This is a genomic window from Rhodococcus sp. BE178 (genome assembly GCF_050433545.1).
Lineage (GTDB): Bacteria > Actinomycetota > Actinomycetes > Mycobacteriales > Mycobacteriaceae > Prescottella.
Window position 1 is genome coordinate 23,245 of sequence record NZ_JBNPXA010000001.1, and the last position, 13,447, is coordinate 36,691.

Consider the following 13,447-nt stretch of genomic DNA (forward strand, 5'->3'; position numbering starts at 1 on the left):
GGCTGCCGTCGCTGGTCGGAACGCACGAAACATCTGGGGGCGAAGAGTCGATGACGAGATCCAGGGCGCTGCGGTTGATCGCGGGTGCGGTCGGGGTGGCGGGACTCGTCGCGGGCGTGGCGGCACTGGCCGCATTCCGCTCGGGTGCCTCCAACAACATCGTGATCGTGCTGGCATCGTTGGCGCCGCTTCTGCTGTTGGCCACCGTGGTCGGCGCGATCGTCTCGGCCGTCGCACGACAGTGGCTGCTGCTCGCCGCGGCCGTGGTCGTCGTCGGGCTCGGCGGCTGGGCGTACGGCCCGTTGTACGTCGCGGGTGAGTCCGGAGAACCGGTGGTGGACGAGAACGGACCGTCGATTCGCGTGATGCAGTCCAACATCATGGTGGGTTCCGCCGATCCGGAGGCCCTGGTGCGGATGGTGCGGGAACGTGACATCGATGTGCTCACGATCCAGGAGTTGACCGACCCGTCCGTCGAGGCCCTGCGGAAAGCCGGGCTCGAGGACCTTCTGCCCCATCAGGTTCTGGCCCCGCACACCACCGGCGGCGGCGGCGGCGGCATCTACAGCCGACTGCCGTTGTCGAACGGCCGCCAGGTGGAGGGAATGGCACTGACCAATCTGGTGGCCGAGGTCGATGCCGGACTCGGCCGGCCGGCAATCCTGTACGACGTGCATCCGGTGCCCGCGTACATCGCGCCGGCAGCACATTGGACGGAAGATTTCGATCGGTTGCGCGCCGATATGGATTCGTCGGCCGCGCACGACAACGTCATCGTCAGTGGCGACTTCAATGCCACTTACTCGCACAGCAAGTTCCGCGATCTGCGCCACGGCGGGTACGTCGATGCGGCCGACCAACTGGGCGCCGGGATCCTGCCGACGTACCCCACCGACAAGCGCTACCCCGCCGTCGTCGGGATCGACCACATCCTCACGAAGGGCGCCACGGCAACGTCGCTCGAGCGCATCGACATTGCCGGATCCGACCACCACGGACTGGTCGCGGACGTGCGGCTCACGACCGGATCCTGAGCCGGAACGAGTTGCATCAGAACGGCGGCGGTTCGTCGGTCTCGTGCGTGCCGTCGGCCGTTTGGCGGTGTCTGCGTCGCGGGAGGTGCGGGACGAGCGTGTTGTCGAGGTCGGTCATCGCGACCCCGCCGGGAAGAGTGACCGTGGTGGTGCCGTAACTGCTCGACCACACGAGGATGCCGCCCGCCAACATGGTGGCGGTGATGCGGTCCATCGTCTTGAGGTTGTGGTGGAACTGGCACAGGCACTGCAGGTTCGCGGGAATGGTCCAACCACCCGCAATCGGGTTGCGGTGTGTGAAGGCGACGATGTGGTCGAGTTGGCAGCGGGCCGCGGGCACCGAGCAGCGCGGGAACCGGCAGTGCCCGTCGCGGGTGCGGACCATGCTCGTGGTCGATGCGTCCGGCCGGTACGTGAGGGCGCCGTGCGGTGGCTGCGCCAGTCCGCCGTGCCCGTCCGGGAATCGCCCGCGCCGCAACGTCGCGTCGGTGTCGAGCCTGTTCAGAACGTCCGCAATCGTGGTGCCCGCTCCGACCGGTGGTGGTCCCGGCAGTGGTGGTGGCCGGTCCCACCACGACGACGGGATCGGCGATTCCGGCAACCTTCCCCCTCGGTGTCGGCGGCCCCGGGCGCGGAACACCTGCAGGCCCTGACGTCGCTGTGGCGCGGACTCGGTTGCGTTGCCTTGGCCGCCCGGCGCCGCCGAAATGGTGTCCGCATCCGGACCTGTACCCGTATCAGTCTCGGTGGGCTTCGTCCACGGTGTGAGCCCCAGTTCTGTTGCGAGATCGCGCATCTCCGTGAGCATCGCCCGCCACGTCCCGTCCTCGGCCAACAGCCGGGCGAGGTGCGGATCGATCGGACCGTGCCCGTCCAGGTATGCGGGCGAGGCCGTCAAGCCCAGCAGGGTCGCCACATCGACGGTGATCTGCACCAACGGCGTGCGCCGCGACGGCATCGACGCAACACCAACCTTCGGGCACCGCTCGCTTCCGCACGTGCAGGACAGGGCGGATTCGCCATGCAGCGACGCCATCAACGCATCCACCAGCAGCGCCTGCCGGCCACGCCGATCCTTGCCGCACACCGTGCCGGCCATCTCGCACACCAACTGCCAGGCCGCCTGCCCCTGATCCGCGGGAAGCACCGCCGAGAACTCCGACAACGGACCCAGGCGCCGGACCCCCACCCGACACTCCGCCTCCGCGAGTTCCCGATCCGACGCCGCCTCGCCGGGGCTGGCCCGCAGGATCAACGCCCGGATCTCCCGACCCAACGCCGCCGGCGCCAACCTGCGGGCCGACGCCACGATCTCCGCCTCCAACAACGAGACCGTCTCCGGCAGTAGCCCGGCCGTCTCACGATGAATCCGCCACGCCCGCGCGTAGTCCAGATCTCCGGCGAGGAACGCCGCCCGCGTCAACGGCAGCCGCAACCGCAGGTCCACCCCCAGATCGCAGAAATGCGACGCCATCGTGTGTGAACACCCCAACCTCGTCGACACCTCCGCGACCGCCTCGTTGCCACAATCCCGAATATCGCCGCCCCGCAACGCCACATCCCGCTCGAGCGCCGACAGCATCAACTCGCCCGCCAGCAGAACCTTCCGCGCCGCATGCGCATTCTCGATCCGCGCCAACTCCGACAACACCACGAACCGCGCCGCGTCCCCCGCGACACCACCGTCTGTCGGTATCTCGCCGACCCCACCCCCGGTATCGAACATACTTTCGACAATACAGGTGGCCACCGACAACTTCCCACTCACTCGACCACGTCAACCCGCGCAGGATCCGCATAGTCGCAGGTCATCAACGTCGCCGGAACCGGACCGTTCCAACCGCAGGGGCGGCCACATGTGCCGACGACCAGCGACTCCGTAGTGCCATCGTCGAACTGCACAGTGATCGTGGAGGCACGCGCGGGATAACCGCAGACAGGGCATTTGCCGAAGTAGTTCAGGATCTCTTCCACGGCCGACGAGGCGATTCGTCGATATCGCCTGTGCCGGTCCGGTGTCGACGCAAAGCCCATGACTCGCCCCTCCCGTCAACCACACACGCTACTTCCGAGCACCCGCGAAGTCAGCGAACTCCACCGGCAGCCCGCCACTTCGTGGCATCGTCGAGGCTGTGAGGATCCTCGGACCCGTTGCCGCCACGGTTGTCGCCATGGTTGCGGTGGCGGGCCTCGTCCATCTTCACGAGCGCCCGCCGAATCCGCCCGGCGACGCGGAGATCGCGGCGGGAGTCGATTGCCTGGATCCGGGCATGTTCCCCGGCCGTTTCCCACCGCCGACGGCGCAGACCTTCACACCTCCATCGACGGGATCGGTGCCCGACAACTTCATTCCCGTTGCCGTCGTGTCCTGTGAACCGACCTTCGGCAGGTCGCGCCTCGATGCGAACGGGAACCCTGTGGGCACGGAGGTGACGGTCGACGAGGTTCGGCACGCCGGCGATCTCACCGCGCTCCTGTCCGCGCTGTCCGAGGATTCGGACCCGCAGGGCTGGTGAATCGAGGCGTGGTTCGGCAAGACCCGCGACTACACCGGCGGCGCACACTGCACCCCGGGGATCCCATGCTCCATGCTCTGGCTCGTCGATGCCGACGGTCGCGCGATCCGGCCCGCGATACCGAAAACCCGTTCCGGAGGACCCAAGCCCGATGCGCGCGAGGCGATCGCCCGACTCACCGTGGTCGATCGCACCAGCCATGGCCTCTTCGTGCCGAGGTCCGACTCGTAGGCCCTCAGGCGACGCCGTCGCGGTGGGCGACCGCCTCGAGATGTGCGCGGATGGCGGCGGCGACCAGCTGCGGATTCTCGAGCGCAGGTATGTGGCCGACTCCGGGGAGGGCGACCTCCTGGACATGGTCGGGCAGCTCGTCGACGAAGCGTTGGATGAACTTCTCCCGCAGGAAGAACGAATCGAACTCGGAGATGATCAACGAGGTCGGCGCCCTCACCGCGCCCAGACCCGTCAGTGGGCCGTCACGCAGGAATGCGAGCAGGATCGGCAGGTAGACCGAACAGCGGGAGACGGCACGGATCACGTCGGTGGCGTCTGCCGGGTCGACGGCCGACATGTCGTGGCTGCAATTGCGGATGATCGGCCGCTGGAACAGCGGATGTGACGCGGCGCGATCGCCGAGCATCCGGGCGAGCGCCGCGAGCGGGAACTGGGCGACGAACCCGCTCCCCATCCGGAACTCCGTCGCCGAGAAGCGCTTCCAGCCTCCACTGGGATTGATCGCGGCGAGCGATGCGGCCCGGCCCCGCCGCTCCAGCTCGAATCCCACCTGGCCGCCGAGCGAGTTCCCGACGACGTGACATGTGTCCCAACCGATCACGTCGAGCTCGCGTTCGATCCCGTCGGCAATACCGGAGATGCCGAGATCCCGCCATCGCAGCCGCGGACCGCCCCAGTGACCGGGCATCGTCAGCGCCAGGACGTCGCAGTCCGAAGCAAGTTCGTCGACCACGCGATGCCACACGTGGTGTGACAGCGTGAATCCGTGCAGCAGCAAAACACGTTCACCGGCCCCCGCCCGTCGCGCGGATGTCACCATGACGCCCCCTCCCCGAAGCACTACGTCATGAGTAACACCGCGCGACAGCGATGTCCAGGGTCGCCGAGAGAGGTCGGCGAGAGTCGCTACTTCGCGGTGGTCACCGCGAAGCCCGCAACCCACTCCGGGATCGGCCGGTAGTACCGCGACTGCAACTCGTACGCACCCGACGCCGCGAGTGCCGCGTAGGCCGCGATCCACGTGCGCACCTCGTGCGACGACCCGCCACCGTTCGCCTCGAAGAACTCGTTGGTCCAGCCGTCGAACTGCGCGATGTCTCCCGCGGCGACGATGTCGAGAACGTCGTTGTCCCACTCCGGATTCAACGGCTTACGCGTGGAAGTTCCTGCCGCCAGATCGATTCCGGACTGCACGACCCGCTGCTCACCGCGGGCACGCTGCTCGGGGGTGGGCGGGTTGCCGAGGATCAGCGCCTCCGCGACCCGCGGCGGCGCACCGGCGAGGATCGGCACCGGCGGATCGTGCGACAGTCCGCCCGACGCCAGGAACAGCACGCGCTTGTCGAGCAGCGCCGCGGCCTCACCGAGCGCCTTGCCGAACTGCCGGATCCGGCGCACCGGGCTGAGAGGGGCCGCGACGCCGTTGATGAACACCGGCACGACCGGCACCGACCGGATGCCGCCGAACAGCATCTCGAGCGGCTGCACGAATCCGTGGTCCACGACCATGCGTGCCGAGATCGTGAGGTCGATGTCACGCTCGAGGACACCCTCGGCGATCGCGTCGGCCGCATCGGTGTCGACCAGGATCTCGCCTTCCGCGGAACCGAAGTCGCCCACCGCGATTGCGCCGGTGCCGATAGCGAACGGTGGCATCTTCTCGTAGAAGAAGCCGTTGTAGTGGTCGGGCGCGAACAGCACGACGACCTCGGGAGCGAACTCCTCGATGAACGCTCGCGCCCCGGCGACGGCGTGGTCGACCTCGTCGAGCACCTCCTGAGCCGGATCGTTCAGCCCGATCAGGGGTGAATGGGACAGCGCAACCAGTGCGACTGGCATGTAGGGCTCCTTCAGCCTGAATCAGATTCCGGGAGAGGTTCTTTCCTGGAAGTTGTGGCGTCGCTACGACGCGAGTGCGATCTGGGACGCGCACAGCGCGCGCGACGCGGCCAGACTCACCCGACGCAGGGCGGGCTCCACGCTCGCCGGCGAGAAGCTCGCAACCGGACCCGACACCGAGAACGCTGCGACAGGGCGTGCACCCGAGCCGTTGACGACTCCCCCGATGCACACCAGGCCCTCGCGGGTCTCCTCACGGTCGAACGCGACACCGGACCGCCGGACCTGCGACAACTCGACACGCAACTGTCCGATGTCGGTCACCGTCCGAGCGGTGCGGGCCGCGAGATCCGAGCCCAGCAGATCCTCGGCGTCCTGACCGGAGTATGCGAGCAGCGCCTTGCCCACCGCAGTGCAGTGCGCCGGCGCCTTCCCGCCGACCCGCGACGGTGACGCGACGTGACGATGGCCGTAGAGCTTGTTGATGTAGAGGATGTCGGGACCGTGCAGGACCGCGAGATGCACCGTCTGCCGGGTCGCCTCGTACAGGTCCGCCAGGTAGGGAGTCAGGACGTCGCGGATCACGGAGTGCTGCGGCGCGTATACCCGGCCACCGAGGTTGTGGAGCTCGGCGCCGAGCCGGTAGTCGCTGCCGACCCGCTCGACGGCGTGGTTGCGCTCGAGCATCCCGAGGATGCGGAACGCGGTGGACTTGCTGAGCCCGGATCGGCGCGCGAGTTCGCTGACACCGACGCCGGAGTACGCCTCCTGCCCGAAGCTGGTGAGCAGGCTCATCGCCTTGTCCACGGCGGCACGGCCGTCCCGCGTCGACCCCGAATGCGACAGATCGGTCAACTCCTGCACACCCATCGATCCCTACCCAATCACTACGCAAAGAGGACATTCCCGGCGCGACGACCCGTGGCGGCGCCTTCGCGATCGAGTGTGCCCACCTGCCGTTTCGATGTCAAGATGGACGATAGTGATATTAAAAGTGACACACGGTCGAGCGGGGATTCAATCGTGTGGAACATTGAGCGCATTGCGTCATCGACGAAAGGAGGCCCTGTTGGACAGCAACGGCCTGATCGCACGCAACGTGCAGCGGTTCCGTAACGAACGACAGATGAGCATGGGCGACCTCGCCAAGCGGGCGAACCTGTCCAAGCAGACGCTCTCGAAGATCGAGCAGGGTGTCGGCAATCCCACAGTCGAGACGATCGACGCCATCGCCGAGGCGCTCGACGTTCCGCTGCGGCGCCTGGTGACCGAGTGGGGGACGCGGGTGTTCGTCGTCCGCTCCGGCGAGGGATCGTGGAACGACCGGTCCGATATCGCCTCGACGAAGGTGCTCGATCAGATCTACGGCTCCGGCTACGTGCGCACGAGCCTGACCAGACTGCGGCAGGCGCCGGGCGGCGACGTCGAGAGCATGGTGCGCCCGGCCGACTCCGCCGGGACCCTGATCCACGCCTACGTCGTCTCCGGAAAGGTGCGAGTCGGCCCGACGAACGAACTGACGAACCTCGCCACCGGCGACTTCGTCCAGTTCCCCAGCGACGCGCCCTGGATCCTCGCCGCACTGAGCAGCGAGGCGACCGTGCACGTCGTGACGACGATGCCGCAGGTCCCACAGTTCGGACCGCTCTCCGACGAGAGCCGTCACTGAGCGACACGGGGCCGCAAAGGGGGCGAACGGGAGTCTGTGGCACGAACCGTCCCCTACAGTGGGCGCCGTGTGTGAACAGCAGATGAACGGTTGGAATCGGCGGTCCTTCCTCGGAGCGGCCGGCATCGGAGCGCTCGGAGTCGCCGGACTGCCTCTCATCGGCAGCCGGTCGTGGAATCCGCTCGCAGCACAGGCCTCCGCGGCCCCGCTGCCCGCGTCGATCGCAGGCACCACTCTCGAATCCGTCGCCGTCCCTCTGGGCAGCAGCGGATACCGCCGTCTCACCGCCGGTCCGGGCTGGCCGCTGGTGGTCCGCACCGATCTGGCCGAGCCCACGTCCGGTCGCGAGGACCGTCGCTCCGCCCTCGCGTCCATGGTTCAGCTCACCGACGTGCACGTGCTCGACGCCCAGTCACCCGTTCGGTTCGAGTACGTCCACCCCTTCCAGGGTGCCGCGTTCCGGCCGCAGGAGACCATGACCGCGCAGGGCCTCGTCTCCCTCATCGACCGGGTCAACTCGCTGCGCCAGGGTCCGCACACACAGCGCGACTTCGACGCCGTGATCACCACGGGCGACAACACCGACAACAAGGAGCACGTCGAACTCGACTGGTTCCTCAAGGCACTCAACGGTGGCACGATCGTTCCGAACACCGGCGATCCGACCCGCTACGAGGGCGTGCAGAACTCGGGCGCGGACCTGTACTGGAATCCCGAGTCGTCGATCCAGGACATCTACAAGAAGACCGGATTCCCGGAGGTCCCCGGCCTGCTGTCGGCGGCACTGCAGCCGGTCACCAGCCCCGGCCTGAACACCAAGTGGTACAGCGTTTTCGGCAACCACGACGACTCCGTCGAGGGCACCCTCCCGAGCGGCATCCCGTTCCTCGAGCAGATGTACACGGGAGACAAGAAGTTCGAGGTCCCGGACTCCGCCGACCAGGCCGCGCGCATCTCGAGCGCCCTGAGCTCCGATCCGACCGCCGTCCTGAACCTGCTGTCGGCGATCACCACCCCGCCGCGCATCGTCACCCCCGACGCGCGGCGCCACCCCTTCACGCCGCGCGAGTTCATCGCCGCCCACCTCGACCCGGCGAACGCCGGCCCCGGCCCGGTCGGCCACGGCTTCGCGGCCGACGCCGACGAAACCGGAATCGGTTACTACACCTTCGAGATCGCGCCCGGCGTGATCGGCATCAGCATGGACTCGACCAACCGCGCGGGCTTCGTCGACGGCTCGCTCGGCGAGGCGCAGTTCAAGTGGATCGAGCAGACGCTGCTCGCGGGCAGCAGCAAGTACTACGACACCAACGGCGCGCTCGTCACGCAGAGCCGCAGCGATACCTACTTCGTGCTGTTCAGCCACCACACGAGCACCACGATGGCGAACACCCTGCCCGACCCGGAGCGCCCGCTCGAGCCCCGGTACAAGGGCGCCCAGCTGGTGGATATGCTGCACCGCTTCCCGAATGTCCTCGCCTGGGTCAACGGCCACACCCACGAGAACCGCATCACCGCACAGGTGGGCCAGACTCCGGCACAGGGATTCTGGGAGATCAACACGGCATCGCACATCGACTTCCCGCAGCAGGGACGCATCATCGAGGTGGTCGACAACGAGGACGGCACGGTGTCGCTGCTGACCACGCTGATCGAGGCCGACAGCCCGTACCAGGTCGACTACGACGACTTCTCTCCGGCGGGCCTGGCATCGCTGTACCGCGAGTTCTCGTTCAACGACATCCACGCCGACCCGAAACTGCTGGGCGGCTCCCCGGACCACAATGTGGAACTGGTCCTGGCCACACTCCGCTAGTCGTCGGCGCGGGCGTCCTTCGGGGCGTCCGCGCCGCCGTCGGTCTCCCGCCGGGCCTTGCTCCACCGCACGGCCTCGGTCAGCAGTCGTACCCCGACCGCAAGCATCACGAGGTTCCCGACGATCTGCGCCGTGACCACCGCACGGGCAGTCTGGTCGACCGCCGCGATGTCGCCGAAGCCCACCGTCGCGAAGACCGTGAGCGTGAAGTACAGCGCATCGATCCTGGTCAGCGGCTCCGTGAACGACTCCGGATTCATCTGGGACAGGAGGAAGCTCGCCACCGCCGAGCCCAGCAAGTACACCGGCAGCGTCACCATCAGGGCCTCGGCCGACCGTATGGCGGGCACCGGGGAGCGCAAGATCTGCCGAACCTGCCAGATACACAACGCCACAACGAACAGCAGGCCGCCGACGAGGATCGCGACCATGCCCGCGTTCGACAGGTGATCCATCGGCAGCGCGAAGTACGCGATGACCAGAACGACAACCGTGCCGAGCGGACGAAGCAGAGCCCGACGCAGCAATCGACGGCGCTCGTGCTTGTCGAGCTCCTGCAGTCGGGCCGGGTCGGTCATAGGCTCTCGCTTCTGCATTCGTCACACCGTACTACCGCGAATGTCGGCACCGACCTGCGACGACACACCTGACCGAGCAGAGCGGACCGATCTTCGGTAACGTTCGGATAACGACGTCGACGTCTGGAAGGGAAGTAGTCCAGCTTTCCGGTGCGAGCGAGTCGAGAACGCGAACAGATCCGAACACCGAAAGTGGGAGGTGGACAAGTGCGAAGTTCACTCGGTATCTCTGCCGGAGCGGCCGGCGTGTGCACTGCACTCGTCGCCACCGACGACACCGGCATGCAGTCCATGGAGTACCGGACGCTGTCCTCGGACCTCGGCACCCACACCGACCTCGGCGACCTCAGCCTCTCCGCGATCGGCCTGATGACCGTCCAGGTTCCCGACCACAAGATCGAGCCGGACGCGATCGCGGTGGCGTACCGCACCGAGGGCCACGCCGCAGCCGTTCGGTCCGCGGCCAAGCGCCAACGTCGGGCCATCCGCTTGATTCCCGAGACGGCCGCCACATTGGCCTATCTCCGTAGCACCGGGCTGGTCGCGCAGTACGGGAGCATCGCGGTCGTCGATCTCGGCGCATCGGGACTCACCGTCACGGTCGTCGACCAGGCCAGCGGCTCGATCTTGTGCCGTGACCGCACCACGACCGTCAGCGGCGACGGTGCAGCCGATGAACCGGACGCCGACATCGCCTCGCGCGTCGTCGAGTTCGTGACCGGCACCTGCGCTCGCAGCTTCCGCACCCCCGAGGCCGCGGTCCTCGTCGGCGGCGGCGGAAACATCACCGACGTGGGGGCGGCACTGGACGCCGGCTTCGACGGCGTCACGATCGTCGTGCCCGAACCGGAGGCCGCGACCGCCAAAGGCGCCGCGCTGCTGGCCGGATCGAACGCCAGACAGGATTTCCCGGTGGTCGCCGGGTCGGGTGGAGGACGTGGGACGGGTGCTATCGTCGGCGCACTCGTCGTCGGTGGCCTGATGCTCGGCTACGGCGTCAAGGAAGTGATCCCGCAGAGCGAGGAGAACTACGCACCCACCGGCAGCCAGGTCATCGAGACACCCACGGGCGAACCCGATGTCCCCACTGTCGATCCGGACGACACCGACATCCCGTCGGGCGATCCGACCCCGACCTCGACCGTTCAGGCGCCCGCCTCGCAGGTGCCACTGCCGACCACCGACGACTACAGCGGTCCGGCCTGGACGACGCAGTACACGACCACCGTCGAACCGCCCCCACCCACGACGACTCCCCCGACGCCCACCACCACCGAGGCGCCGACCACGACGACACCGCCACCGAGCACCACGCAGAGTCGGCCGTGGATTCCGCCGATGTGGCCCGAACTGCCCACGTGGCTCCCGGGTCTCGTACCGGGGGTTCCGACTCCGGACGGCGACCCTCCGAGCCTCTCGGCCGATCCGACCACGCCCACCACCGAGCCGCCCACCACCGGTCCGCCTACCTCCGAGCCGCCGGCTTCCGAGACCCCCACCTCCGAGCCGCCCGCCCCGGGGACCGAGCCGGCCGGGCCGCAGCCAGAGGTCAGTCCCGAATCTGGCTCACCGACACCGGAAGTCCCGGATTCGTTGCCGAGGTGAGCGCCGACGGCTGTGCGCCTCCCGCGATGAGGTGCGCGCCGAGGGCCGCGATCATCACGCCGTTGTCGGTGCACAGCCGCGGACTGGGCACCCGCAGCGTCAATCCCGCCGCAGCACACCGCTCCTCCGCGAGCGACCGGATCCGCGAGTTCGCGGTGGCGCCGCCGCCGAGAACGAGGGTGTCGACGCCGACGTCCTGCGCCGCGCGAACCGCCTTCATCGTCAGCACGTCCGCCACGGACTCCTGGAATCCGGCCGCGACATCGGCGACCGGAATCGGTTCGCCCGCACGCTCCTTGGCCTCCACGAACCGCGCCACCGCAGTCTTGAGCCCGGAGAACGAGAAGTCGTGCCGGGCATCCCGGGGACCGGTCATGCCGCGCGGGAACACGACGGCGTCCCGGTCGCCCTGCTGCGCCAGGCGATCGAGCGCCGGGCCGCCCGGAAATCCGAGATCCAGCAGGCGCGCGACCTTGTCGAACGCCTCACCGGCCGCATCGTCGACCGTGGTGCCGAGTTCCACGATCGGCTTGCGGCCCAGTTCCTCCACGTGCAGCAGGTGCGTGTGCCCACCCGAGACGAGCAGCGCGACGCACGGCGGCATCGGGCCGTGCTCGATCGTGTCCACCGCGACATGCCCGCCGAGATGGTTGATCGCGTAGAACGGCACGTCCCACGCGGCCGCGTACGCCTTGGCCGCCGCGACACCGACCAGCAGGGCGCCGGCGAGACCGGGGCCGATCGTCACGGCGATCGCGTCCGGCTTGTCGATGCCCGCGGCCGCGAGGGCGCGACGCATCGTGGGAACCATCGCCTCGAGATGCGCGCGCGAGGCCACCTCGGGCACCACACCGCCGTAGCGGGCGTGCTGGTCGACGCTCGACGCCACCTCGTCGGCGAGCAGCTCGCAGCGCCCGTCATCGTGCCAGCGGACGATCCCGACCCCGGTCTCGTCGCACGAACTCTCGATACCCATCACGATCATGGCCGTCACTCCTTGCCCTGCCGCTCGGCGGCCTCCGCGTCGATCCGCGCCGGGCGGTGCATCGTGTACGCGTCCGCGCCGCTCGGCTGGTAGTAGCGCTTTCTGGTGCCGACGATCTCGAAGCCCTCACGCTTGTACAGCGCGATCGCCGGCTCGTTGTCGGTGCGGACCTCGAGGAACACCGGCCCACCCCACTTGTCCGCCACGCGCAGCAGTTCGGCCAGCAGCGCTCCGCCGATGCCGCCGCGCTGCGCCGACGGATCCACCCCGATGGTGTGTACCTCGGCCTCGGGCGTCACGCTGTTGCCGAGCAGTGCCACCCCGGCGTAGCCGATCAGTGTGTCGGCGTCGTCGCGCGCCGTGAAGTAGTGATTGTGCCCGCCCGCGAGTTCCGACCGGAACGCCTGCGCGCTCCACGGGTCGTCACCGGGGAACAGCACCTGCTCGAGCTCGGCGCACCTGTCGGTGTCGGTGTCGGCCATCGGAACGATGCGGATGCTCATTTCCTGCGGTCCGCCAACTCCACCGCATCCGGGCGCCGCAAGTACAACGGCACCAGCGGTTCCGGCTCCACGCCCACCCGCAGTGCCTGCGCCGCGACCTTCACCAGACCGGCCGGTGAGGGGGTCTCGACCGGCTCGACCGGCAGGTCGAACATGTCCACGTGCGAGGCCGACCCCGCGATCACCTGCGACGGCGACGGATCGAGATCGGACGGCTTGACGACATCGGGCCCCTCGACCCGCGCCCCGCCGGAGTAGCGCGCCCAGTACACCTCGCGGCGACGAGCATCGGTGACCACCAACAGGTCCCGCTCTCCGGAGACATCGGCGGCGATCGCGTCCAGGCTGCACACCCCGTGTACCGGGATGCCCAGCGCATCGCCGAACGCGGCGGCGGTCGCCATACCGACGCGCAGACCCGTGAACGGACCGGGCCCCACGCCGACGACGACCGCGTCCAGATCGGCGGGGCTGTGGCCCGATTGGGCCAGGCAGTCCAGAATCTGCGGGGTCAGGACCTCCGCATGCGCTCGGGCGTCGACGGTGACTCGGACGGCCAGCGTCCGAGGAACGCCCGGGTCCGAATCAGGGTCGAAGCTCACGACGCCCGCGGTGACCGCGGGAGTGGAGGTGTCGATGGCAAGGACAAGCACGGTAGACCAGGCTAC

Annotated in this window: 15 protein-coding genes; 6 read left to right on the forward strand and 9 right to left on the reverse strand. The window is 68.4% G+C overall.

Features of this window, described 5'->3' with window-relative positions; all coding sequences use genetic code 11:
• Positions 1-50 precede the first annotated feature (50 nt).
• A complete protein-coding gene (locus J2X34_RS00120) occupies positions 51-1,034 on the forward strand; it encodes an endonuclease/exonuclease/phosphatase family protein (RefSeq protein ID WP_429515787.1) in 984 nt (327 codons plus the stop codon).
• 16 nt (positions 1,035-1,050) lie between these two features.
• Here the strand turns inward: J2X34_RS00120 and J2X34_RS00125 are convergent, their stop codons facing one another.
• Both J2X34_RS00125 and J2X34_RS00130 read right to left on the reverse strand, forming a co-directional pair.
• Positions 1,051-2,760 (reverse strand): DUF222 domain-containing protein, encoded by a 1,710-nt coding sequence (locus J2X34_RS00125; RefSeq protein WP_429515789.1) that lies wholly within the window; start codon positions 2,758-2,760, stop codon positions 1,051-1,053.
• A gap of 38 nt (positions 2,761-2,798) precedes the next feature.
• Positions 2,799-3,008 (reverse strand): hypothetical protein, encoded by a 210-nt coding sequence (locus tag J2X34_RS00130; protein ID WP_114718899.1) that lies wholly within the window; start codon positions 3,006-3,008, stop codon positions 2,799-2,801.
• Between the two features lie 158 nt (positions 3,009-3,166).
• On the opposite strand from J2X34_RS00130, the gene J2X34_RS00135 reads away from it, so the two are divergent.
• Both J2X34_RS00135 and J2X34_RS00140 read left to right on the forward strand, forming a co-directional pair.
• Positions 3,167-3,550 carry a hypothetical protein gene (locus tag J2X34_RS00135; RefSeq protein WP_429515791.1) on the forward strand — a complete coding sequence of 128 codons (384 nt, stop codon included), beginning with the start codon at positions 3,167-3,169 and terminating at the stop codon, positions 3,548-3,550.
• Between the two features lie 72 nt (positions 3,551-3,622).
• Positions 3,623-3,781: a hypothetical protein gene (locus tag J2X34_RS00140; protein ID WP_174912260.1), complete on the forward strand. Its 159-nt coding sequence runs from the start codon at positions 3,623-3,625 to the stop codon at positions 3,779-3,781.
• A 4-nt stretch (positions 3,782-3,785) separates the two neighbouring features.
• Here the strand turns inward: J2X34_RS00140 and J2X34_RS00145 are convergent, their stop codons facing one another.
• The 3 genes from J2X34_RS00145 to J2X34_RS00155 form a co-directional block, all read right to left on the reverse strand.
• Positions 3,786-4,604, reverse strand: coding sequence for an alpha/beta fold hydrolase (locus J2X34_RS00145; protein WP_429515793.1), 819 nt, complete (start codon positions 4,602-4,604; stop codon positions 3,786-3,788).
• A gap of 86 nt (positions 4,605-4,690) precedes the next feature.
• Complete coding sequence (locus J2X34_RS00150) at positions 4,691-5,623, reverse strand: 3-carboxyethylcatechol 2,3-dioxygenase (protein WP_429515794.1); 933 nt, start codon at positions 5,621-5,623, stop codon at positions 4,691-4,693.
• Between the two features lie 63 nt (positions 5,624-5,686).
• Entirely contained in the window at positions 5,687-6,493 is an 807-nt protein-coding gene (locus tag J2X34_RS00155) for an IclR family transcriptional regulator (RefSeq protein WP_114718895.1), read from the reverse strand.
• 199 nt (positions 6,494-6,692) lie between these two features.
• Here J2X34_RS00155 and J2X34_RS00160 point away from each other — a divergent pair, with 199 nt between their 5' ends.
• Positions 6,693-7,292 (forward strand): helix-turn-helix domain-containing protein, encoded by a 600-nt coding sequence (locus J2X34_RS00160; RefSeq protein ID WP_429515796.1) that lies wholly within the window; start codon positions 6,693-6,695, stop codon positions 7,290-7,292.
• An 82-nt stretch (positions 7,293-7,374) separates the two neighbouring features.
• Entirely contained in the window at positions 7,375-9,108 is a 1,734-nt protein-coding gene (locus tag J2X34_RS00165) for a TIGR03767 family metallophosphoesterase (protein ID WP_429516162.1), read from the forward strand.
• Here the strand turns inward: J2X34_RS00165 and J2X34_RS00170 are convergent.
• The gene (locus tag J2X34_RS00170) at positions 9,105-9,686 is read right to left on the reverse strand and encodes a potassium channel family protein (protein ID WP_114718893.1); all 582 of its coding nucleotides are present in this window, start codon (positions 9,684-9,686) and stop codon (positions 9,105-9,107) included. The genes J2X34_RS00165 and J2X34_RS00170 overlap by 4 nt on opposite strands.
• 207 nt (positions 9,687-9,893) lie before the next feature.
• Here J2X34_RS00170 and J2X34_RS00175 point away from each other — a divergent pair, with 207 nt between their 5' ends.
• The gene (locus J2X34_RS00175) at positions 9,894-11,291 is read left to right on the forward strand and encodes an exopolyphosphatase (RefSeq protein ID WP_114718892.1); all 1,398 of its coding nucleotides are present in this window, start codon (positions 9,894-9,896) and stop codon (positions 11,289-11,291) included.
• Here J2X34_RS00175 and tsaD read toward each other — a convergent pair.
• The 3 genes from tsaD to tsaB are packed head-to-tail and all read right to left on the reverse strand — an operon-like array spanning position 11,236 to position 13,432.
• Entirely contained in the window at positions 11,236-12,276 is a 1,041-nt protein-coding gene (gene tsaD / locus J2X34_RS00180) for a tRNA (adenosine(37)-N6)-threonylcarbamoyltransferase complex transferase subunit TsaD (RefSeq protein ID WP_174912272.1), read from the reverse strand. The genes J2X34_RS00175 and tsaD overlap by 56 nt on opposite strands.
• 5 nt (positions 12,277-12,281) lie before the next feature.
• Complete coding sequence (gene rimI / locus J2X34_RS00185; RefSeq protein WP_114718891.1) at positions 12,282-12,779, reverse strand: ribosomal protein S18-alanine N-acetyltransferase; 498 nt, start codon at positions 12,777-12,779, stop codon at positions 12,282-12,284.
• Positions 12,776-13,432: a tRNA (adenosine(37)-N6)-threonylcarbamoyltransferase complex dimerization subunit type 1 TsaB gene (gene tsaB, locus J2X34_RS00190; protein ID WP_174912275.1), complete on the reverse strand. Its 657-nt coding sequence runs from the start codon at positions 13,430-13,432 to the stop codon at positions 12,776-12,778. Before tsaB ends, rimI begins: the two co-directional genes overlap by 4 nt.
• Positions 13,433-13,447 lie beyond the last annotated feature (15 nt).